This window comes from Streptomyces sp. NPDC046557, from assembly GCF_040645975.1.
Classification (GTDB): domain Bacteria; phylum Actinomycetota; class Actinomycetes; order Streptomycetales; family Streptomycetaceae; genus Streptomyces.
The window spans coordinates 102,086-122,583 of the sequence record NZ_JBEYZH010000006.1; the positions used below are offsets into that span (position 1 = coordinate 102,086).

General features: G+C 72.9%; 20 protein-coding genes. 9 read left to right on the top strand and 11 right to left on the bottom strand.

From position 1 onward, the window contains the following. Positions 1-85 precede the first annotated feature (85 nt). The gene (locus ABZ934_RS15190) at positions 86-1,063 is read left to right on the top strand and encodes an NAD(P)H-quinone oxidoreductase (RefSeq protein ID WP_361312776.1); all 978 of its coding nucleotides are present in this window, start codon (positions 86-88) and stop codon (positions 1,061-1,063) included. Positions 1,064-1,470: 407 nt separating this feature from the next. Here ABZ934_RS15190 and ABZ934_RS15195 read toward each other — a convergent pair whose 3' ends face one another. From ABZ934_RS15195 to pdhA, 3 genes are read right to left on the bottom strand one after another with little or no spacing between them, the layout of a single operon-like run. Further along, a complete protein-coding gene (locus ABZ934_RS15195; protein ID WP_361312777.1) occupies positions 1,471-2,784 on the bottom strand; it encodes a dihydrolipoamide acetyltransferase family protein in 1,314 nt (437 codons plus the stop codon). Next, a complete protein-coding gene (locus ABZ934_RS15200) occupies positions 2,784-3,794 on the bottom strand; it encodes an alpha-ketoacid dehydrogenase subunit beta (protein ID WP_361312779.1) in 1,011 nt (336 codons plus the stop codon). The genes ABZ934_RS15195 and ABZ934_RS15200 overlap by 1 nt, the downstream gene beginning before the upstream one ends. Further along, complete coding sequence (gene pdhA, locus ABZ934_RS15205) at positions 3,794-4,927, bottom strand: pyruvate dehydrogenase (acetyl-transferring) E1 component subunit alpha (protein ID WP_361312974.1); 1,134 nt, start codon at positions 4,925-4,927, stop codon at positions 3,794-3,796. Before pdhA ends, ABZ934_RS15200 begins: the two co-directional genes overlap by 1 nt. 192 nt (positions 4,928-5,119) lie before the next feature. On the opposite strand from pdhA, the gene ABZ934_RS15210 reads away from it, so the two are divergent. After that, positions 5,120-5,761 (top strand): Lrp/AsnC family transcriptional regulator, encoded by a 642-nt coding sequence (locus ABZ934_RS15210; RefSeq protein WP_361312976.1) that lies wholly within the window; start codon positions 5,120-5,122, stop codon positions 5,759-5,761. On the opposite strand, the gene ABZ934_RS15215 is transcribed toward ABZ934_RS15210, so the two are convergent. From ABZ934_RS15215 to ABZ934_RS15225, 3 genes are all read right to left on the bottom strand, one after another. Next, positions 5,742-6,713: an alpha/beta hydrolase gene (locus ABZ934_RS15215; RefSeq protein ID WP_361312781.1), complete on the bottom strand. Its 972-nt coding sequence runs from the start codon at positions 6,711-6,713 to the stop codon at positions 5,742-5,744. The two genes, ABZ934_RS15210 and ABZ934_RS15215, sit on opposite strands and share 20 nt — an antisense overlap. 135 nt (positions 6,714-6,848) lie before the next feature. Further along, positions 6,849-7,439 carry a TetR/AcrR family transcriptional regulator gene (locus ABZ934_RS15220; RefSeq protein ID WP_361312783.1) on the bottom strand — a complete coding sequence of 197 codons (591 nt, stop codon included), beginning with the start codon at positions 7,437-7,439 and terminating at the stop codon, positions 6,849-6,851. Then, positions 7,436-9,028, bottom strand: a complete 1,593-nt coding sequence (locus tag ABZ934_RS15225) for a 3-hydroxyacyl-CoA dehydrogenase (protein WP_361312785.1) — start codon at positions 9,026-9,028, stop codon at positions 7,436-7,438. The genes ABZ934_RS15220 and ABZ934_RS15225 overlap by 4 nt, the downstream gene beginning before the upstream one ends. Positions 9,029-9,219: 191 nt before the next feature. Here ABZ934_RS15225 and paaN point away from each other — a divergent pair, with 191 nt between their 5' ends. Beyond that, positions 9,220-10,902 (top strand): phenylacetic acid degradation protein PaaN, encoded by a 1,683-nt coding sequence (gene paaN / locus ABZ934_RS15230; RefSeq protein WP_361312786.1) that lies wholly within the window; start codon positions 9,220-9,222, stop codon positions 10,900-10,902. Here the strand turns inward: paaN and ABZ934_RS15235 are convergent. The 3 genes from ABZ934_RS15235 to ABZ934_RS15245 form a co-directional block, all read right to left on the bottom strand. Continuing rightward, the gene (locus ABZ934_RS15235; protein WP_361312788.1) at positions 10,899-11,690 is read right to left on the bottom strand and encodes a TrmH family RNA methyltransferase; all 792 of its coding nucleotides are present in this window, start codon (positions 11,688-11,690) and stop codon (positions 10,899-10,901) included. The genes paaN and ABZ934_RS15235 overlap by 4 nt on opposite strands. A 196-nt stretch (positions 11,691-11,886) precedes the next feature. Then, positions 11,887-13,071, bottom strand: coding sequence for an HTTM domain-containing protein (locus tag ABZ934_RS15240; RefSeq protein ID WP_361312790.1), 1,185 nt, complete (start codon positions 13,069-13,071; stop codon positions 11,887-11,889). Next, positions 13,056-13,784: a DUF5819 family protein gene (locus tag ABZ934_RS15245; RefSeq protein WP_361312792.1), complete on the bottom strand. Its 729-nt coding sequence runs from the start codon at positions 13,782-13,784 to the stop codon at positions 13,056-13,058. The genes ABZ934_RS15240 and ABZ934_RS15245 overlap by 16 nt, the downstream gene beginning before the upstream one ends. Positions 13,785-14,003: 219 nt before the next feature. Between ABZ934_RS15245 and paaA the strand changes: the two genes are divergently transcribed. The 6 genes from paaA to ABZ934_RS15275 all read left to right on the top strand — a co-directional run bounded on the left by paaA (position 14,004) and on the right by ABZ934_RS15275 (position 19,102). Further along, positions 14,004-15,014: a 1,2-phenylacetyl-CoA epoxidase subunit PaaA gene (gene paaA / locus ABZ934_RS15250; protein ID WP_361312977.1), complete on the top strand. Its 1,011-nt coding sequence runs from the start codon at positions 14,004-14,006 to the stop codon at positions 15,012-15,014. After that, positions 15,011-15,295, top strand: a complete 285-nt coding sequence (gene paaB, locus ABZ934_RS15255; protein WP_361312793.1) for a 1,2-phenylacetyl-CoA epoxidase subunit PaaB — start codon at positions 15,011-15,013, stop codon at positions 15,293-15,295. Before paaA ends, paaB begins: the two co-directional genes overlap by 4 nt. Before the next feature lie 44 nt (positions 15,296-15,339). Then, positions 15,340-16,077 carry a 1,2-phenylacetyl-CoA epoxidase subunit PaaC gene (gene paaC / locus ABZ934_RS15260; RefSeq protein WP_361312980.1) on the top strand — a complete coding sequence of 246 codons (738 nt, stop codon included), beginning with the start codon at positions 15,340-15,342 and terminating at the stop codon, positions 16,075-16,077. Continuing rightward, entirely contained in the window at positions 16,071-16,628 is a 558-nt protein-coding gene (gene paaD, locus ABZ934_RS15265) for a 1,2-phenylacetyl-CoA epoxidase subunit PaaD (RefSeq protein ID WP_361312795.1), read from the top strand. The genes paaC and paaD overlap by 7 nt, the downstream gene beginning before the upstream one ends. Further along, a complete protein-coding gene (locus ABZ934_RS15270; protein ID WP_361312797.1) occupies positions 16,629-17,762 on the top strand; it encodes a 2Fe-2S iron-sulfur cluster-binding protein in 1,134 nt (377 codons plus the stop codon). A 197-nt stretch (positions 17,763-17,959) separates the two neighbouring features. Further along, positions 17,960-19,102: an acyl-CoA dehydrogenase family protein gene (locus ABZ934_RS15275; protein WP_361312798.1), complete on the top strand. Its 1,143-nt coding sequence runs from the start codon at positions 17,960-17,962 to the stop codon at positions 19,100-19,102. Positions 19,103-19,192: 90 nt separating this feature from the next. Here ABZ934_RS15275 and ABZ934_RS15280 read toward each other — a convergent pair whose 3' ends face one another. Beyond that, positions 19,193-19,546, bottom strand: coding sequence for a rhodanese-like domain-containing protein (locus ABZ934_RS15280; RefSeq protein ID WP_361312799.1), 354 nt, complete (start codon positions 19,544-19,546; stop codon positions 19,193-19,195). A 110-nt stretch (positions 19,547-19,656) separates the two neighbouring features. Then, entirely contained in the window at positions 19,657-20,490 is an 834-nt protein-coding gene (locus tag ABZ934_RS15285; protein ID WP_361312800.1) for a J domain-containing protein, read from the bottom strand. Between the last annotated feature and the right edge of the window lie 8 nt (positions 20,491-20,498).

The window sequence follows — 20,498 nt, forward strand, 5'->3', positions numbered from 1 at the left end:
CGGCCGCGTTGGCGGGGCCCGCCGCCGTGCGATCGGCGGGCCCTCACCGGTGCGGCGGGGGCCCGGTTCGCGTAGCCTCCGGGCCATGCATGCGATCACCATCGAGAAGCCCGGCGGACCCGAGGCCCTGGTGTGGGCCGAAGCACCCGATCCGGTGGCAGGCCAGGGCGAGGTACTCGTCGAGGTCGCGGCGAGCGCCGTGAACCGCGCGGACGTCCTTCAGCGGCAGGGCTTCTACGACCCGCCGCCGGGCGCCTCCCGCCATCCGGGCCTGGAGTGTTCGGGGCGGATCGTCGCGGTCGGACAGGGCGTCTCCGGCTGGTCGGTGGGGGACGAGGTGTGCGCGCTGCTGGCCGGCGGCGGCTACGCGGAGCGGGTCGCGATCCCGGCGGGGCAGTTGCTTCCGGTACCGGCCGGGGTGGACCTGGTGACGGCCGCCGCGCTGCCCGAGGTGGTGACGACGGTCTGGTCGAACGTGTTCATGGTGGCCGGGCTGCGTCCCGGCGAGACCCTGCTGGTGCACGGCGGGTCCAGCGGCATCGGCACGATGGCGATCCAGCTCGGCAAGGCGGTCGGCGCCCGGGTGGCGGTGACGGCCGGCGGCAAGGAGAAACTGGCGCGCTGTGCGGAACTGGGCGCCGACATCCTGATCGACTACCGCGAGCAGGACTTCGTGGAAGAGATTCGGGCCGCGACGGACGGGGCCGGGGCGGACGTGATCCTCGACATCGTCGGTGCGAAGTACCTGGCGCGGAACCTGGACGCGCTGGCCGTGAACGGCCGGCTCGCGGTGATCGGGCTCCAGGGCGGAGTGAAGGCGGAGCTCAACCTGGGTGTGCTGATGGCCAAGCGGGCGGCGGTCACCGCGACCTCCCTGCGGTCCCGACCGCTGGAGGAGAAGGCGGCGATCGTGGCGGCGGTGCGGGAGCACGTGTGGCCGCTCGTGTCGACGGGCCGGGTCCGGCCGGTGGTGCACGCGACGTATCCGATGGCGCAAGCGGCCGAGGCGCACCGGGTGATGGAGTCCAGCGCGCACGTCGGCAAGCTGCTGCTGACGGTGTGACGACGGTCCTCCGGCGGCAGGCGTAACCAGCCCCACCGGGCCTCGCGGCGCGCCTCGCCGCCCCTTCCGCAACCGATCGAGGACGAGACCGTGCACGGAGGCCGGCACGGCCGGGTTCCGGGCTCCGGGTCGGGACGCCGTGGGTCGCCGAAACGGCCCGTACGGCGTCCCGCCCCGCGTGCTCCCGCGGGCAAGAGGATCACCGCTCGGTCCCGGGTCGCGAACCATCCGGGGCGCAGGCGTAGCGGGCCGCTGAGCGCCCCGACCCGCCCGGCGCGAGCCGGGTTGGACCAGGCCGGCCCGGGCCAGGCCGGACCGGGCCGCCCGCGGCACCCGCCCCGGCGCGGAGACGACGGAAGGGCGCGCCCGGTCGCACGGCGCGCCCTTCGGGCTCCCACTCGGGCGAGTTACAGCGAGCGCAACAGCACCGCCGGGGATTCCACGCAGTCGGCCACGTACCGCAGGAAGCCCCCGGCCGTGCCGCCGTCGCAGACCCGGTGGTCGAAGGTGAGCGACAGCTGCACCACCTGCCGTACCGCCAGCTCGCCCCGGTGTACCCACGGCTTCGGGATGATCCGGCCGACGCCCAGCATGGCCGCCTCGGGGTGGTTGATGATCGGCGTCGAGCCGTCGACCCCGAACACGCCGTAGTTGTTCAGCGTGAACGTGCCGCCCGTGAGGTCCGCCGGTGCCAGCTTCCCGGCCCGCGCAAGCTCCGTGAGGCGGGCGAACTCCGCCGACAGGGACTCGGGGCTGCGCGTCTGGGCGTCCCGCACCACCGGGACCATCAGTCCCCGTTCGGTCTGCGCGGCGAAGCCCAGGTGCACGGCCGGGAGCCGGACGATCTCCTTCGCCGCCAGGTCCACGGTGGAGTTGAGCTCCGGGTACTTCGCGAGCGCGGCCGTGCAGATCCGGGCCAGCAGCGCCAGCACCGAGATCTTGGGGCCGTCCGCGGCGTTCATCGCGGCCCGCGCCGCCATCAGCTCCGTGGCGTCCGCGTCCACCCAGCAGGTGGCCTCCGGGATCTCGCGGCGGCTTCGCGACAGCTTCTCCGCCACCGCCCCCCGCAGCCCCTTGAGCGGGATGCGCTCACCCGCATCCGCGGCGGCGGCCACCGGCGCGGCCACCGGCGCCTGCGCGACCTCCGCCCGCAGCGCCGCCTCCACGTCCGCCCGCAGGATCAGTCCCTCGGGACCCGACCCCCGCAGCGCCCGCAGATCGACCCCGTTGTCCCGGGCCAGCTTCCGTACGAGCGGCGAGATCACCGGAACCGGCCCCACCGTGACCGGCCCCACAGTGACGGGCGCCACGGCCACCGGAGCCGGAGCAACCGGAGCCACGGCGGCCGACGCCCCGGGCCGGATCCGCCGCCTGCGCGCCGGCCGCGAGTGGTCCGTGCCGTACCCGACCAGCACATTGCCCGAGCCGGCCGACTCCGCCGACTCCGACGCCCCCGAAGACGACGCCGGCTCCGCGGGACCCACCGCCACCGTGATCAGCGGCGCGCCGACCGGCAGTTCGGTCCCCTCCTCCCCGAACCGGGCGGTGACCACGCCCCCGTACGGGCACGGCACCTCCACCATCGCCTTGGCCGTCTCGACCTCGACCACCGGCTGGTCGATCTCGACGACGTCACCGACCGCCACCAGCCAGCGGACGATCTCCGCCTCGGTCAGTCCCTCTCCGAGGTCGGGCAGCTTGAACTCCAGTACCTGCGGCATCAGTTCTCCCACTGCAGGCGTCCCACGGTGTCCAGGATCCGGTCCACGCCCGGCAGGTGGTGCTTCTCCAACATCGGAGGCGGGTACGGGATGTCGAACCCCGTCACCCGCAGCACCGGCGCCTCCAGGTGGTGGAAGCACCGCTCCGTCACGCGGGCGGCGATCTCCGCGCCCGGCCCGCCGAAGCCCCCGGCCTCGTGGACCACCACCGCGCGCCCTGTCCGACGTACCGACGCGACCACCGTCTCCTCGTCGAACGGGACCAGCGAGCGCAGGTCCAGGACCTCCAGGTCCCAGCCCTCCTCGCGCGCCGCCTCGGCGGCCTCCAGGCACACCGGCAGCGACGGCCCGTAGGTGATGAGCGTCGCGCTCGTGCCCGCCCGCCGCACCAGCGCCTTGCCGATGCCCGGAACCTCCGCCGGGGCGTCGGGCGACCACGGCGCCTTCGACCAGTACAGCCGCTTCGGCTCCAGGAACACCACCGGGTCATCGCTCGCGATGGAGGCGCGCAGCAGTCCGTACGCGTCCTCGACGGTCGCCGGGGTGACCACGGTCAGCCCGGGCGTCGCCACGTAGTACGCCTCGGAGGAGTCGCTGTGGTGCTCCACCCCGCCGATCCCGCCGCCGTACGGCACGCGGATGGTGATCGGCAGCGGCATCGCGCCCCGCGTCCGGTTGCGCATCTTCGCCACGTGCGAGATCAGCTGCTCGAAGGCCGGGTACGCGAACGCGTCGAACTGCATCTCGACGACCGGCCGCAGCCCGTACATGGCCATGCCGACCGCGGCGCCCAGGATCCCCGCCTCCGCGAGCGGGGTGTCCGTACAGCGGTCCTCGCCGAACTCCTTCGCGAGGCCGTCCGTGATCCGGAAGACCCCGCCGAGTGTGCCGACGTCCTCACCCATCACGTGGACCGTCGGGTCCTCGGCCATCGCGTCGCGCATCGCCCTGCCGAGGGCCTGCGCCATGGTCGCCGGCTTCGTTTCCGGCCGCACCGCCACCGTCGCCATCACTCGTTCTCCGCTTCCAGCTCGGCGCGCAGCAGCTCCGCCTGTTCGCGCAGCCGCCCGGTCTGCTCCGCGTAGACGTGCGCGAAGAGGTCCATCGGGTCGAGCACCGGCTCGGCGTTCATCGCGTCCCGCAGCGCCGCCGCCATCGCCTCGGCCGCGTCCTTGGCCACCTGTATGCCCTCCGCGTCCAGCAGCCCGCGCGAGGTCAGCTCGCGCTCCAGCAGCGCCACCGGGTCGTGCGTCTTCCACGCCTCGACCTCCGCGTCCGTGCGGTAGCGCGTCGCGTCGTCGGCGTTGGTGTGCGCATCGATCCGGTAGGTGACCGCCTCGATTAGCGTCGGACCGCCGCCCGAGCGCGCCCGCTCGACGGCCTCGGTCAGCACCTCGTGCATCGCGGCGATGTCGTTCCCGTCGACCAGCCGGCCGGGCATCCCGTACCCGACGGCCTTGTGGGCCAGCGTCGGGGCGGCGGTCTGCTTGGCGAGCGGGACGGATATCGCGAAGCCGTTGTTCTGGACCAGGAAGACCACCGGTGCCTGCCACACGGCGGCGAAGTTCAGCGCCTCGTGGAAGTCGCCCTCGCTGGTGCCGCCGTCGCCGACCATGGCCAGCGCGACCACGTCGTCCCCGCGCAGCCGGGCGGCGTGCGCCAGGCCCACGGCGTGCGGCAGCTGCGTGGCGAGCGGGGTGCTCAGCGGGGCTATGCGGTGCTCGCGCGGGTCGTAGCCCGTGTGCCAGTCGCCGCGCAGCAGGGTCAGCGCCTGTACGGGGTCCAGGCCGCGCGCCACGGCCGCCAGGGTGTCCCGGTAGCTGGGGAAGAGCCAGTCCCGGTCCTCCAGGACCAGCGCGGCGGCGATCTCGCACGCTTCCTGGCCCACGGTGGACGGGTAGACGGCGAGCCGCCCCTGCCGGGTGAGCGCGGTGGCCTGGGCGTTGTAGCGGCGTCCGCGCACCAGCTCGGCGTAGTACCGGCGCATCAGCCCGGCATCGAGCTTGTCCGCCGCCGGAGTGCCCAGCACCCGGTAGGGCTCGGGGTCCGGGAGCAGCGCGGCGGCGTCCTTGCGCGGCCTCCAGGCGGGCGGCGGGGTCGAACGGTGGGACGCCCCGGCACCGGGCAGCTCTTGGACCGTCATGGCGGCGTACACCTCCTCGTAGGAAGCGGGCATGAGTGCCCCGGGTGTGAGGCCCCTCACCTACCGATTGTTCGGTTGTCTGCGCAATTTGGCTACAGGCACCTCCAGGCTGTGGACAAAGTGGCGTCGGGGCCCTGGGATGGATGCAGGACGTCCAGGAGAGGGAGGCAGTGGGCAATGCCGGATGAACAAATGGCCGCGGCGGGCTCCGAGGGGAGCGCCGGACCCGTCCCGCCCGGAGGCGCCAAAGGGGCCCCTCCCGCACCGCCGGCCCCCTCCGGACCACCACCCGGCGCGACCTCCGCGTCCGCCACACCCGTCCCGCCCCGGCCCTTGGACCCGATCGACCGGTCGATCCTGCGGCTGCTCCAGGCGGACGGCCGGGCCTCGATACGGTCGGTCGCGGAGCAGGTCCACGTGTCCCGGGCCAACGCCTACGCGCGGATCAACCGGCTCATCGACGACGGCGTGATCCAGGGCTTCACTGCCCGGGTGAACCACGAACGCGCGGGTCAGGGCGCATCGGCGTACATCACGTTGAAGATCGTCCAGAACTCGTGGCGCACGGTCCGCGAGAAGCTCCGCGAGCTCCCGGGCGCCGCGCACATCGCCCTGGTCAGCGGCGACTTCGACGTGCTCCTGCTGGTGCACACCCCGGACAACCGGACCCTGCGCGAGCTGGTCCTCACCCGCCTCCAGTCGATCCCGGAAGTGCTGTCCACGCGCACGCTGCTGGTGTTCGAGGAAACGGATCTACTGGAGCCCGGCCCGGTCGGGGGCCCGGCCCTCGCCTCGCTCAACCCGCTCGCCCCGCTCACCGAGGAGCAGCCGTAGAAGGAGCCGTAGGAGCAGCCGTAGGCCGTACGAGGGCGCGCAGCTCGCCGAAGAGCTCCGCGACGGCCGCGTCCGCCGCGGGCACGAGGGCGTCGTAGTTCAGGAAGCCGTGGACGAGGCCGGGGTACAGGTGTGGGCGCACGGCGACGCCCGCGTCCTCCAGGGCCCGCGCGTAGGCCAGTACCTGGTCCCGCAGCGGGTCGAACTCCCCGACGCCGATGACCGCCGGGGCCAGGTTCCGGTGGTCCTCGGCGAGCAGCGGTGAGGCGCGGCCGTCCGCGGCGGTTGCGGGGTCGTCGCCGACGTAGAGCAGGATGTCGTCCTCGATCTCGGCCGTCGTCAGCACATAGCCGGTGGCGTTCTCCTCCATCGACGGGTAGCCGCCGCGGCCGGTCAGGTCGGTGACGGGGTACGCCAGCAACTGGGCGGCGACCGGTGTACCGGCGTCGCGCAGGGCCAGGGCGATGGCGGCGGCGAAATTGGCGCCCGCGCTGTCCCCTGCGAGGGCGAACACGCCGCTGCCGCCGCCGAAGCGCTCGGGGTGGCCGGCGACGTCCCGGGCGACGGCGAGGCAGTCCTCGTACGCGGCCGGGAAGGGGTGCTCGGGCGCGAGCCGGTAGTCGACGGCGATCACGACCGCCTCCACGTCGCGGCACAGACGGCGGCAGACCGCGTCGTGGGTGTCCAGGTCACCGACGATGAAACCGCCGCCGTGACAGAAGACGATGGCCGGCGCAGGGCCCGCGGGCCGCGGGCGGTAGATCCGTACGGGGACCCCGGCGAGGGTGTCGTCCGCGACGGAGCCCACGGCGAGCGGCGGGTCGGGGGCGACGGCGAGCGAGAGCCGCCGGTTGCCGGCCCGCCGCTCGGCCATGCCCGGCGGCGGGCCGGGCGACGGCCCTTCGACGCCGAGGCGGTGCATGAGCGCGGCGATGTCCGGGTCCAGGGGCATGCGGCCATCGTCACGGCGGCGGCCGGCGGGCGCCGCACGGACGGAGCCGTTCAGGTGGCGGCGGACGCGATGCGGCCGATCGGGGGGGGGGTACCGGTCGGCGAGCGACCACGGGCCCGACCGGTCGCCGAGCGATCAGATCGTGCTCGTGCGCAGTCCGTCGAAGGCCATGTGCGCGACGGCGTCCGCGAGCTGGGAGTGGTCCGCGCCCGGGTAGGGGCGGTACCACTCCACGAGGGAGTTGACCATGCCGAACAGCAGGCGGGTGGCGAGCCGGCTGTCCACGTCCGTGCGCAGGTCGCCCTCGGCCGCGGCGGCCTTCAGCAGGTCGGCCACCGCGTGGTCGAACTCGCGCCGGCGCTCCAGCGCCCAGCGCTCGGTGCGCGTGTTGCCCCGGACGCGCAGCAGCAGCGTCACGTAGGGCAGTTCGGCCAGCAGCACCTCCACCGTGCGCCGCGTGACGTACTCGACCCGCTCCACCGCTCGGCCGCGGAGCGCGCCCGGCTCCTCCAGGACGGCGAAGAGGCCGTCGAGGGCGCGACTGACCGCCCTGCGCAGCAGCTCCTCCTTGCCGGCGACGTGGTGGTAGATCGAGGACTTGGAGATGCCCGCGGCCTTGGAGAGGTGCTCCATCGAGGTGCCGTCGTAACCGCGCTCGTTGAACACCTGGACGGCGACGGTGAGCAGCGTCTCGGGGGTGTACGTGTCACGCCTGGCGGTGGTCACTGGGCGTCCCCCCGGATGTCGTCCCCGAGCTCGTAGCCCATCTCGTCCCCGAGCTCCTCGCCGAGCTCGTCTCCGAGCTCGTCCCCGAGCGCGTCCTCGTCCTCCGCGTAGCCGAGCTTGAACAGCGCCAGGGAGGGCGCGTACCGGCCGCCCGGACAGCGCTCGTCGAGGTGGTGCAGCAGGTCGTACGCCCAGTCGCGGCCGAGGCGCTCGTGCCAGGCGGACGGACCCAGCGGGTAGTTGACGCCGAGCCGCATCGCGGTGTCGATGTCCTCGGCGGTGGCCACGCCGCGCGCCACGGCATCGGCCGTCAGGTCGATCAGCATCGCGACGGTCCGGGCGACGATCATGCCGGGCACGTCACCGATGACGGAGACGTCCTTGCCGAGCTTCTGGAAAAGGCCTACGGCCTCCGCGAGGGTGCGCTCGCTGGTGTCCTCGCCGGCGGAGAGCGCGATGCGGGTGGCCTCGCGGTAGTCGAGCGCGAGGTCGAAGTAGACGACGTCCGCGAACTCGACCGCGGTCTTGCCGTCCGCGAGCACGAGCTGCCCCTCGCCGGGCAACTGGATGTACGGGCCCCCGTGCCCGGTGGCCGTGACCGCGATGCCCGCCTCCTCCAGGAGGTCGACGAGACCGGCCGCGGGGCCGAGGTCGCCGACGACGGTGACCTTGGCCGGGGCCTCCTCGGGACCGGCGGTGTGCGGACGCGGGAGCGTGGCGTCCGGGCCGTAGGGGAACCAGCCGTGACCCGACTTGCGGCCGAGGCGGCCCGACTGGACGAGCCGGCGCTGCGCGAGCGAGGGGGTGAACTTGGGGCTGCGGAAGAACGAGTCCCAGACGGAGCGGGTGACGGCCTCGTTGACGTCCTGGCCGATCAGGTCGGTCAGCTCGAACGGGCCCATCTTGAAGCCGCCGCTCTCGCGGAGCACGGCGTCGATGGTCGCCGGGTCCGCGCCCTGCTCCTCGTACACCGCGAACGCCTCGGCGTAGAAGGGGCGGGCGATCCGGTTGACGATGAAGCCGGGCGTGTCGGCGCAGCGGACCGGCGTCTTGCCCCAGCCCAGGACGGTCTCGTACGCGCGCTCGGCGGCGGCCTGGTCGGTCGCGAAACCACTGACCACCTCGACGAGCGGGAGCAGCGGGGCCGGGTTGAAGAAGTGGAGGCCGAGGAAGCGGCCCGGGTGGGCGAGGCCGGCGGCGAGCTCGGTGACGGAGAGGGACGAGGTGTTGGTCGCCAGCAGGGCGTCCGGCGAAACCACCCCTTCGAGTGCCGCGAAGAGTCGCCGCTTGACGGTGACGTCCTCGACGACCGCCTCGATGACGAGAGCGGCGTCCGCCAGCTCGGAGAGGGTCTGGGCCGCGTTGATCCGGCCGTTCGCGTCGTCCGCGTCGGCCCGTTCCAGTCGGCCCTTGGCGACCAGCCGCTCGACGCGGTCGCGGACCTGGCCGACGCCGTCGCGGGCCGCGTCGGCGTCGATGTCGTGGATCAGCACGCGGTGACCTGCGAGAAGGGCGACCTGGGCGATGCCCTGCCCCATCGTGCCGGCGCCGATGACCGCCACTGTGCGGGACCGCTCGATTGCTGTCATGACCCGATCCTCCCGCACCGACTTATCCACAGGCTTGCCGGGCCCTCTTGTCCCGACCGATCGTTCGGTTACTCTAACTCCAGTCTGCTCTTCTTCACCCGCCCTTGCCCGATCCGGTTCCCCCGACCCGCACTCCGGTGATCGCGTGAACCAGCCTGATCCCGCCCGGCTCAACGAGGAGTTGGTCCCTGATGGCCGCCGAGCTCACCCTCCCCCAGCTGTCCGAGAAGCACCGGCCCACCCTGGACCAGGCGCTCGCGGCCATCCGCAGCCGCGCGTACTGGTCCCCGCATCCCGAGCACCCCAAGGCGTACGGGGAAACCGCCCCGGCCGACGGTCTCGCGGCGTTCGAAGCCCTCCGCGGCACCCGGTTCGACCTCGGGCAGCCCGGCACTGACGGCTGGACCGGCGGAGAGGTGTCCCCGTACGGCCTGGACCTCGGCGTCGAGTACCCGCACGCCGATCCGGACCTGCTGCTGCCCGCGATGCGGGCCGGCATGGGCGCCTGGCGCGACGCGGGTCCCGAGGCGCGCGCGCTGGTGTGCGTCGAGATCCTGTCCCGGATCTCCGCCCGCACCCACGAGTTCGCGCACGCGGTCATGCACACCAGTGGCCAGGCGTTCATGATGGCGTTCCAGGCGGGCGGCCCGCACGCGCAGGACCGCGGCCTGGAGGCGATCGCGTACGCCTACGAGGAGCAGACCCGCGTCCCGGCGCAGGCGGACTGGTCGAAGCCGCAGGGCAAGAAGGACCCGCTGGAGCTCGGCAAGACCTTCACCGCCGTGCCGCGCGGCATCTCCCTGATGATCGGCTGCAACACCTTCCCGACCTGGAACGGCTACCCGGGCCTCTTCGCCTCCCTGGCCACGGGCAACCCGGTCCTGGTCAAGCCGCACCCGCGAGCCGTGCTCCCGCTGGCGCTGACGGTGCGGGTGGCGCGCGAGGTCCTCGCCGAGGCCGGCTTCGACCCGAACCTGGTCGCGCTGGCGGTCGAGCGGCCGGGCGAGGGCATCGCCAAGACGCTCGCGCTGCGCCCCGAGATCAAGCTGATCGACTACACGGGTTCGACGTCCTTCGGCGAGTGGCTGGAGACCAACGCCCGCCAGGCGCAGGTCTACACGGAGAAGGCGGGCGTCAACACCGTCGTCGTGGACTCCACCGACAACTACAAGGGCATGCTGTCGAACCTCGCGTTCTCCCTGTCCCTTTACAGCGGCCAGATGTGCACCACCCCGCAGAACCTGCTGATCCCGCGGGACGGCATCGAGACGGACGCCGGGCACAAGACGTACGACGAGGTCGTCTCCGACCTCGCCGGCTCCGTCGGCGGCCTGCTGGGCGACGACGCGCGGGCCAACGCCCTGCTGGGCGCGCTGGTCAACCCGGACGTGAAGGCCCGTCTGGAGGCCGCCGCCGGCCTGGGCGAGGTCGCGCTTGCCTCGCGGGAGGTCGCGAACCCGGAGTTCCCGGGCGCGGTGGTCCGCACCCCGGTGATGGTGAAGCTGGACGGCTCCAAGCCGGACGACTCCGCGCCGTACCTGTCGGAGTGCTTCGGCCCGGTGTCGTTCGCGGTGGCGGTCGACTCCACGGCGGACGCCCTGGAGCTGCTGCGGCGCACGGTCCGGGAGAAGGGCGCGATGACGGTCGGCGCGTACACGACGTCCGCCGACACCGAGCGGGCCATCGAGGAGGTCTGCCTGGAGGAGTCGGCGCAGCTGTCGCTCAACCTGACCGGCGGCGTCTACGTGAACCAGACCGCGGCGTTCTCCGACTTCCACGGCTCGGGCGGCAACCCCGCGGCCAACGCGGCGCTGTGCGACGGCGCGTTCGTCGCGAACCGGTTCCGCGTGGTGGAGGTCCGCCGCCAGGCCTAGGGGGTGTCTGGAGTGTCCGGTCCCGGCTGAGCGGGGCGTGGCCCTCCCCAGTGGAAGAGGGTCATCGCCACACTGGTGGCCAGGTTGTAGCTGGACACCTGTGGCCGCATCGGCAGGGACACCAGGTGGTCGGCGCGGGCGCGCAGTTCGGGCGAGATGCCGTGGCGTTCGGAGCCGAAGGCGAGCAGGGCGTCGTCGGGGAGGGTGAGGGCGCGGATGTCCTCGCCCTCCGGGTCCAGCGCGTACAGCGGCCCCGGAGGCAGGGTGTCGATGTCGACCCGGTCGACGGTGGTGGCGTAGTGCAGTCCGGCTCCGGCGCGGACCACGTTGGGGTGCCAGGGGTCGAGGTCGCCGCGGGTGACGACGCCGGTGGCTCCGAAGCCGGCGGCGAGGCGGACGACGGCTCCGACGTTGCCGAGGTTGCGGGGGTTGTCCAGTACGACGACGGGTGCGGGTCGGGGCAGCCGTTCCAGGCGGGCCCGCCCTTCGGCCCGGTCGGGCTTGACCGCCAGGGCCGCGACCCCGGTGGGGTGCACCCGGCCCAGGAGCGCGTGCAGCTCCGCCTTGGCGACCAGCCGCGCCACCTCCGCCTCCACGTCCGGCGCCAGCTCGGCGGCGAGCGCCCGCACGGCATCGGGGTCGTCGGCGACGACGGCCCGTACGTCGGCGCCGAAGCGCAGGGCGTGCTTCAGCGCGTGGAACCCGTCGAGGAGTACGACGTCTCCCCGCCCCGCGAACTCCCGCCACACCCGCGCCACGTCATCGCCCCCACCAAACCGCTCACTCATACCGCGACCCTACGACCCCCCGAGCCCGCCGCCGGCTCCAGCACCCTGACAGCCTCACCGGCACCCTTCAGCAGGACCGACACATTTCGCGGGGGTCGCACTCTCCAGCCCCGTCGCACTCTCCAGCACCGCCGGCGTTTGAGGCGCCGGGCCCGGGGCCGGAGCCCCGGCATACGGCCCGCAGGGCACCGCACCCTCAGCGGCCCAGCGCCTCGGCCCCGGCCTCGGCGACCGCCACCGCCCCGATTTCCCGCCGCCGCGCCCGCCCCCGCGCGACTCCCACGGCGCCCAGCCACACCAAGAACCCCGTCGGCAAGAACACCGCATCCGCCGCGATCATCGCCAACGAGAAGAACGGCAGCCCCAGCACCACCGCGATCCCGACGTGCTCCAGCATCATCAGTCCCAGCAGCACATTTTTGACCCGCCGGTTGAACAGCGTGAACGGGAACGCGACCTGCACCACCACCGTCCCGTAGGTCAGCAGCATCACCACGGTCCCGCTCCCCGCGAGCAGCGCCGACAACCCCGGCCACGGGGCGAAGTAGTCCAGCCCCAGCGGGTAGTACAACGCCGTCCCGTCCTGCCACCGGGATCCCTGGATCTTGTACCAGCCCGCCGTCGCGTAGATCAGGCACACCTCCGCCATGATCACCAGCATCCCCGCGTTGTGCAGCAGGTTCGCCAGCACGTCGAGGACCGCCCGCCCCTCCCCCTCGGGGGCGTACCGCTCGGCCAGCCACCACACCCCCGCCATCACCCACAGGGCCCCGAACGCCGCCGCCCACAGCGTGCCGAACCGCCCGGCCAACGCCCCGTAGACGAACACCGCCCCGAGCACACCCCAGAGCACCGGCCCCCACGTCCCGGCCGCCGCCCCGGCCGCGCCCCCGTCGCGCGCCGCCCGCCGCGCATCCAGCGACCACACCCGCGCGCACCGCGTCAGCACCAGGTAGATCGCCATCAGGTGGATGACGTTGTCCCCGCCGTCCCCCATGAACACACTGCGGTTCTGCAGCGAGAGCACCCCGACCATGAACACCACGGACGTGGCCCGCGTCCGCCAGCCCAGCACCAGCAGCGCGCTCGCCAGCACGGAAACGACGTAGACGGTCTCGAACCACCATGTCGCGTCCGACCACATCAGCACGGTGAACGCGTGGTTCGAGGCGATCAGCCGCTTCGCCAGCGCCCAGCTCCACGGGCCGTCCGGCCCGTACAGCTCGTGCCGGTTCGGGAACTCGCGCAGCAGGAAGAACAGCCACGTCCCGGCGAAGCCGATCCGTACGACCGCGCTCTGGTACGGGCCCAGCGCCTCCCCGGTGACCCTGGCCAGGCCCCGCCCGGCCGCGGCCCGCGCCCGGCTCAGACCGTCCACCACGGCAGCTCCCGGTAGTACGTCCGGGTGTCGGTGCGCTCCTCGCTCCACTTCGGCGCCGCGACCGCCGTCGTCGCCGAGCGCAGTTGGATCCGTACGACGCGGTCGCCGCCGCCCCGCATCCCCGCCAGCCGGTCCAGGGCGATCCGCCGCAGGTACGCCTCCGACAGCTCGCCGCGCTCGCCGTTCGGCTTGTTGTCGTCGTCGTGGGAGCCGGTGAAGAAGTCCCAAGCCCGCCGGAGCTCGTTCTGCCGGGTGTGGCTCGGCAGCGGGTCGTGTCGGATGGCCGCACCGTCCTCGGCCGACAGGTCGCGCCAGTCGCTGGTGGTCAGTTCGCCGCCGGCCGTCCGCACCTGGGTCCTGACCTGGACCGCGATGTTCTGCTGGAGCGGGTTGGGTGCGAAGAGCTTCCAGTTCTGTTCGAACTCGGGGTAGATCCAGTCGTCGATGGTCGCCGCGTGCCGTTTGCTCACCGTGTTGGACGGTGCGACGTGCAGGAACACGAACGCCAGGTGCGCACAGGCGGCCGTGGCGATCGCACCGAGGGCCACCGCCGCGAGCACGCGGTACGGGGTGGACAGGCCGGCGATGCCGGGGGCGCGCGGCGCCGCGCCGGACGGTGCCGTGCCGGACGGTGCCGTGCCGGACGGCGGGACGGGTGACGCAACGGGTGACGGAACGGCCTGTTCCACAGGCTCTCGCTCGTTCGAATCCATCGCGTCCCGATCGTCCGGCGTCCACAGGGTTGCCCACAGAGGTTGACACCCTACGGGCCGTCGTCTCACCATTGAAGAGCATGAACCGAACGATCGGTCGGTCGGGCGGAAAGCAGACTCTGACAGGGGGCCGGGATGGTCACAGTGACCCCGGAATCTGGGCAGGAAGCGAGCGTGGGCGCAGGCCCCGCACAGTCGGGGCCCGGCGCCGCGGGCGAGATCGGCGATCTCGGCGCGCAGCTCGCGGCCGCGTTCGACGCCGCCGTGGCGGCGGACGAGCGCGTCGAGCCGCGCGACTGGATGCCCGACGAATACCGCGCCTCCTTGGTCCGCCAGATGGCCCAGCACGCCCACTCCGAGATCATCGGCATGCAGCCCGAGGCCAACTGGATCACCCGCGCGCCCTCGCTGCGCCGCAAGGCGATCCTGATGGCCAAGGTCCAGGACGAGGCCGGCCACGGCCTGTACCTCTACAGCGCCGCCGAGACGCTCGGAACCAGTCGTGACGAACTGCTCGACAAACTCCACTCGGGCAAGCAGAAATACTCCTCGATCTTCAATTACCCCACTCTCACCTGGGCCGATGTCGGCGCGATCGGCTGGCTCGTGGACGGGGCCGCCATCACCAACCAGGTGCCGATCTGCCGCTGCTCCTACGGTCCGTACGCGCGCGCCATGGTCCGCATCTGCAAGGAGGAGTCCTTCCACCAGCGCCAGGGATACGAGCTGCTCCTGGCCCTGTCGAAGGGCACCGAGGCCCAGCACGCCATGGCCCAGGACGCCGTCGACCGCTGGTGGTGGCCCTCGTTGATGATGTTCGGCCCGCCGGACGGGGAGTCGGCGCACTCGGCGCAGTCGATGGCCTGGCGGATCAAGCGCCACTCGAACGACGAGCTGCGCCAGCGCTTCGTGGACATCGCCGTGCCGCAGGCCGAGTCGCTGGGGCTGACCCTGCCCGACCCGGACCTCAAGTGGAACGAGGAGCGCGGCCACTACGACTTCGGTGCGATCGACTGGGCCGAGTTCTGGAACGTGCTCAAGGGCAACGGCCCGTGCAACGAAGAGCGCCTCGGCCGGCGGCGCACGGCCCACGAGGAAGGCGCCTGGGTACGGGACGCCGCCGCGGCGTACGCGGCGAAGCACGCGCGTCCGGCCGCCCGGCTGATAGACGGCACCACGGCAGAGCACGCCGGAGACTCGGCGACGAACCACGAGGAGACACAGGCATGACGCAGAACTGGCCGCTGTGGGAGGTGTTCGTCCGCTCGCGGCGCGGCCTCTCGCACACGCACGCGGGAAGCCTGCACGCCCCGGACGCGGAGATGGCCCTGCGCAACGCCCGTGACCTCTACACGCGGCGGAACGAAGGCGTCTCGATCTGGGTGGTGCCCTCCACCGAGATCACCGCCTCCTCTCCGGACGAGCGGGACCCGTTCTTCGCCCCGGCCGGCGACAAGCCGTACCGGCACCCCACCTTCTACGAGATCCCCGAGGGGGTGCGCCACCTGTGAACAACCCTGCGAACACCCCCGCGGCCGGCGAGGTGAGCGGTGACGTGACCGGCGCCGTGACCAATGGCGATGTCGTCCGGTCGGCCGCCCTCGCCCTCGGGGACGACGCGCTGATCCTCTCCCACCGTCTCGGTGAATGGGCGGGCCACGCGCCCGTCCTGGAGGAAGAGGTCGCGCTCGCCAACATCGCCCTCGACCTGTTGGGCCAGGCCCGTCTGCTGCTGTCCATGGCCGGCGACGAGGACGAGCTGGCGTTCCTCCGCGAGGAACGCTCCTTCCGCAACCTCCAACTGGTCGAGCAGCCCAACGGCGACTTCGCGCACACCATCGCCCGGCAGCTCTACTTCTCGCTCTACCAGCACGAGCTCTACACGGAACTGGCCGCGACCGACGGCCCGTTCGCCCCCCTGGCGGCCAAGGCCGTCAAGGAGACCGCGTACCACCGCGACCACGCCGAGCAGTGGACGCTCCGGCTCGGCGACGGCACGCAGGAGAGCCACGCCCGGATACGGGCGGCGCTGGACGCGCTGTGGAAGTACACCGGTGAGATGTTCCAGCCGGTGGACGGGCTCGAAGGCGTCGAGTGGACCGCCTTGGAAGAGCGCTGGCTCGCCACGCTCGGAGCGGTCCTGGAGCGCGCCGGGCTCACCCTTCCCGAGGGGCCGCGTACGGGGGCCTGGGCCGCCGGCGCCGGTCGACAGGGGCTGCACACCGAGCCGTTCGGCCGGATGCTGGCGGAAATGCAGCACCTGCACCGCAGCCATCCGGGGGCGTCATGGTGACCGACGCGGCCCCCGGCCCGGGAAAGGCAGCGGACACAGGAACAGGAACGGGCACGGGCGACGGGACGACCCGCCTGGAAGCGGAGCTCGCGGAGCTGGCCGGCTCCGTCCCCGACCCCGAGCTGCCCGTCCTGAGCCTCGCCGAGCTCGGCGTCATGCGCGGCGTCCGGATGCACGAAGACGGCCACGCCGAGGTCCTGCTCACCCCGACCTACACCGGCTGCCCGGCGATCGAGGCCATGTCCGCCGACATCGAGCGGCTCCTGACCAGGCACGGCATCCCCGAGGTCCGGGTGACCACCGTGCTGGCCCCCGCCTGGTCGACCGACGACATCAGTGCCGAGGGCCGGCGCAAGCTCGCCGAGTTCGGGATCGCCCCGCCGCGCCCGCACGCCGCGGGCGGCCCCGTTCCACTCACGCTGTCGGTCCGCTGCCCGCACTGTGGATCGACCGACACCGAACTGCTCAGCCGGTTCTCCTCCACCGCGTGCAAGGCGCTGCGCCGCTGCGTCGCCTGCCGTGAACCGTTCGACCACTTCAAGGAGCTGTAAATGGCCGTGCCGCCGCCGTCGCCCACCTCGGGGTCGCCGCGTCCCGCGCGCCACGGCGCTTTCCACGCCCTCACGGTGGCGGCGGTCGACCGGCTCACCGACGACTCGGTGGCCCTGACCCTGCGGGTCCCGGAGGAACTGCGGGCCGAGTACCGGCACGCGCCGGGCCAGCACCTGACGCTGCGCCGCGGCACCCCCGAGGGCTCCGAGGTCCGCCGTACCTACTCGATCTGCTCCCCCGCCCCGGACGAGGCGGGTCCCTCGCGGCTGCGGGTGGGCGTGCGGCTGGTGGAGGGCGGCGAGTTCTCCACGTTCGCGCACAAGGAGATCGCCGCCGGGGACGTCCTGGACGTGATGGTCCCGGCCGGACGGTTCGTCCTGGACCCGGCCGCGGCGCCCGCCACCGCGCACTACGCGGCGATCGTCGGCGGCAGCGGCATCACCCCGGTGCTGTCGATCGCCGCCTCCCTGCTGGCGGCCCGCCCGGACGCCCGGTTCTGCCTGGTGCGCAGCGACCGTACGGCGGCTTCGACGATGTTCCTGGAGGAGGTCGCCGACCTCAAGGACCGCTACCCCGACCGGTTCCACCTCGTCACGGTGCTGTCCCGGGAGGAGCAGGAGGCCGGGCTGCCGTCCGGCCGGCTGGACGAGCGGCGACTGACCGCCCTGCTGCCGGCGCTGCTGCCCGTCGCGGAGGTGACGGGCTGGTTCCTGTGCGGCCCGTACGGGCTGGTGCAGGGCGCCGAGCGGGCGCTGAACGCCCTGGGGGTCGCCCGGACCCGGGTGCACGAGGAGATCTTCCACGTCGAGGACACCGCGCCGCCCGCCGCGGGACGGACACCCTCCGCCGTCGCCTCTCGGGGCCGGGTCACCGCCCGGCTCGACGGCCGCTCGGGGACCTGGCCGGTCCAGGACGGGGAGTCCCTGCTGGACGCCGTGCTGCGCAACCGCGCGGACGCGCCGTACGCCTGCAAGGGCGGCGTCTGCGGGACCTGTCGGGCGTTCCTGGTGTCGGGTGAGGTGCGGATGGACCGCAACTTCGCGCTGGAGGCGGAGGAGACGGAGGCCGGCTTCGTGTTGGCGTGCCAGTCCCACGCGGTGACGGAGGAAGTGGAGATCGACTTCGACCGCTGACGGACCGCGGCCTGCGGACCGGCCTCCCGGTCCCCAGGCCACGCCTTCCGCAGACTGGACTCCCACTGACCGGGCTTCCACGGGCCGAGCTTCCTCGGGCTGGGCTTTTCGCCGAGGGTGCTCTATCTTGACGCTCCGTCAGATCCGAGCGCGGCTCCGACGCGACACGGTCCGGCGGTCACCCGGGAGGACAGGCAGTGGACTTCACCTTCACCGAGGAGCAACAGGCCGCCGTCGAAGCGGCGAAGGCCGTGTTCGCGGACGTCTCGCCCGACGGCGTCCCGAGCCCCGCGCTCACCCCGGGAGCGGTGGCCGACGACTTCGACCGGCCGCTGTGGGCCCGGCTCGCCGCGTCGGACCTGCTGAGCCTGGTCCTCGCCGAGGAACACGGTGGGGCCGGCCTCGACACCATCTCGCTCTGCCTGGTGCTGCGCGAGGCGGCGAAGGTACTGGCCCGCGTACCGCTGCTGGAGCACTGCGCGACCGCCATGGCGGTCCAGGCCCACGGTGGTCGGGAGCTGGCCGCCACCCTGCTCCCCGCAGCCGGCTGCGGGACCCTCGTCCTCACCGCCGCCGCACACGGCCGCAGCGGCCACGATCCGGCCGAACTCGCCGTCACCGCCCGCCCCGACGGCTCGCACTGGGTGCTGAACGGGGTACAGACCGCGGTCCCGTGGGCGCAGAGCGCCGACTGGATCGCCGTACCCGCCCATACGGGAGAGGGGGCGGCGGTCCTCGCGCTGGTTCCCCGTGTCACCGAGGGGCTGACCCTCGCGGACCAGTACTCGACCAGCGGGGAGCGGCTCGCCCACCTCACCCTGGCCGGGGTGGCGGTGCCCGGCACGCACCTCATCGAGGACCCTGCGGCATGGCAGCTGCTCCACCGGTTGCTGGCGACCGGGACGTGCGCCCTCGCGCTGGGTCTCGGCGAGGCCGTCCTCGCCATGACCGGGCAGTACACGGGGAAGCGGGAGCAGTTCGGTTTCCCCGTCGCCACGTTCCAAGCCGTTGCCGTCCAGGCCGCGGACCGGTACATCGACCTGCGCGCCATGGAGGTCACCCTCTGGCAGGCGGCCTGGCGGTCGGAGAGCGAGGCGGCGGGCGCGGGGGGACCGCTGCCGATCGCCGGTGACGTGGCCGTGGCCAAGATCTGGGCGTCCGAGGGCGTACGTCGGGTCGTGCAGACCGCTCAGCACCTGCACGGCGGCTTCGGCGCCGATACCGACTACCCGCTCCACCGCTACCACGCCTGGGCCAAGCAGCTGGAACTCCAGCTCGGACCGGCCGCCGCGCACGAGGAGGCGCTGGGCGACCTACTGGCCACCCACCCCCTCGGCTGACCCGCCGGGCCGGCCGCTCCCGGGCCGCGGCACGGGCCGCGGCACGGGCCGCGGCACGGGCCGCGGCACGGGCCCGGTTGCAGCGAAGGCTTACAGCACGAACGGCGGGTTGCCGCTCTCGCTGACCATCGGGCGCCGGGCGCCGTCCCATGCCTGCATGCCGCCGTCGATGTTCACGGCGTCGATGCCCTGCCGGACGAGGTACTGGGTGACCTGCGCGGAACGCCCGCCCACCCGGCACATCACGTGGACCCGGCCGCCGTCCTCGATGGACTCCATGGCCTCGGTCAGTTCACCGAAGCGGGCCACGAAGTCGCTCATCGGGATGTGCAGCGCGCCCTCGACATGTCCGGCCGCCCATTCGTCGTCCTCACGGACGTCCAGGACAAAGCCTTCGGAGGGCACCTCGGCGGCGCCCACCGAGGGAAGCGGTCCGAAGTTCATACGTCGCCTTCTCTCGTCACGGATCTCTCGTAGCAGATCCGGATCCCAACCTATACCGGCTCCGGTCTCGTACCGTCCGAGGCCGGCTTCCGCCCGCCCGGCCGGGCCCTTCACTGCTCGGCGGTCAGACCCGCCAGTTCCGCCTCACGCTGCGAGACGTCGGCCAGCAGCTGCTCGGCGATCTCGTCCAGCAGCCGGTCCGGATCGTCCGGGGCCATCCGCAGCATCGACCCGATCGCGCTCTCCTCCAGCTCCCGCGCCATCGACGCCAAGAGCTCCTTGCGCCGCGCCAGCCACTCCAGCCGCGCGTACAGCTCCTCGCTCTCGCTCGGCCGTGCCGCCTCCGGCGCGGGACCCGCCGCCCACTCCTCGGCCAACTCGCGGAGCAGCGTTTCCTCGCCCCGCCCGTACGCCGCGTTGACCCGGGCGATGAACGCGTCCCGCCGTGCCCGCTCGGCCTCGTCCTGGGCGAGATCCGGATGGGCCTTGCGCACCAGCTCCCGGTAGAGCCGACGCACCTCCTCCGTCGGACGCACCCGCTCCGGCGGGCGCACCGTACGGTCGGTCAGCATCGCGGAGGCGTCGTCGGAGATCCCGTCCGAGCCCATCCAGTCGTGGAACAGCTCGTCGACCCCGGGCATCGGCATCACCAGGGACCGCGCGTCGCGGGCCCGCCGCAGGTCCTCGGGATCACCGGTACGCGCGGCCTTCGCCTCCGCGATCAGCGCGTCCAGCTCGTCGAGCCGCGAGTACATCGGGCCGAGCTTCTGGTGGTGCAGCCGGGAGAAGTTCTCCACCTCCACCCGGAAGGTCTCCACCGCGATCTCGAACTCGATCAGCGCCTGCTCGGCGGCGCGCACCGCCCGGTCGAGCCGGGCCTCGGGCCGCTCACCACCGGAGTCGGCGGGCTCTGGGTGGACTGTCTGCTCCGTGTGCTCGCTCACCTGGCCAG

Excerpts from the sequence above, each read along its gene's own strand:
- ABZ934_RS15270 (WP_361312797.1), top strand. The coding sequence starts at position 16,629 with ATGGCCGTGCCGCCGCCGTCGCCCACCTCGGGGTCGCCGCGTCCCGCG.
- paaD (WP_361312795.1), top strand. The coding sequence starts at position 16,071 with ATGGTGACCGACGCGGCCCCCGGCCCGGGAAAGGCAGCGGACACAGGA.
- ABZ934_RS15210 (WP_361312976.1), top strand. The coding sequence starts at position 5,120 with ATGGCCGCGGCGGGCTCCGAGGGGAGCGCCGGACCCGTCCCGCCCGGA.
- ABZ934_RS15190 (WP_361312776.1), top strand. The coding sequence starts at position 86 with ATGCATGCGATCACCATCGAGAAGCCCGGCGGACCCGAGGCCCTGGTG.
- paaN (WP_361312786.1), top strand. The coding sequence starts at position 9,220 with ATGGCCGCCGAGCTCACCCTCCCCCAGCTGTCCGAGAAGCACCGGCCC.
- ABZ934_RS15280 (WP_361312799.1), bottom strand. The coding sequence starts at position 19,546 with ATGAACTTCGGACCGCTTCCCTCGGTGGGCGCCGCCGAGGTGCCCTCC.
- ABZ934_RS15235 (WP_361312788.1), bottom strand. The coding sequence starts at position 11,690 with ATGAGTGAGCGGTTTGGTGGGGGCGATGACGTGGCGCGGGTGTGGCGG.
- ABZ934_RS15245 (WP_361312792.1), bottom strand. The coding sequence starts at position 13,784 with ATGGATTCGAACGAGCGAGAGCCTGTGGAACAGGCCGTTCCGTCACCC.
- pdhA (WP_361312974.1), bottom strand. The coding sequence starts at position 4,927 with ATGACGGTCCAAGAGCTGCCCGGTGCCGGGGCGTCCCACCGTTCGACC.
- ABZ934_RS15225 (WP_361312785.1), bottom strand. The coding sequence starts at position 9,028 with ATGACAGCAATCGAGCGGTCCCGCACAGTGGCGGTCATCGGCGCCGGC.
- ABZ934_RS15195 (WP_361312777.1), bottom strand. The coding sequence starts at position 2,784 with ATGCCGCAGGTACTGGAGTTCAAGCTGCCCGACCTCGGAGAGGGACTG.
- paaB (WP_361312793.1), top strand. The coding sequence starts at position 15,011 with ATGACGCAGAACTGGCCGCTGTGGGAGGTGTTCGTCCGCTCGCGGCGC.
- ABZ934_RS15215 (WP_361312781.1), bottom strand. The coding sequence starts at position 6,713 with ATGCCCCTGGACCCGGACATCGCCGCGCTCATGCACCGCCTCGGCGTC.
- ABZ934_RS15200 (WP_361312779.1), bottom strand. The coding sequence starts at position 3,794 with ATGGCGACGGTGGCGGTGCGGCCGGAAACGAAGCCGGCGACCATGGCG.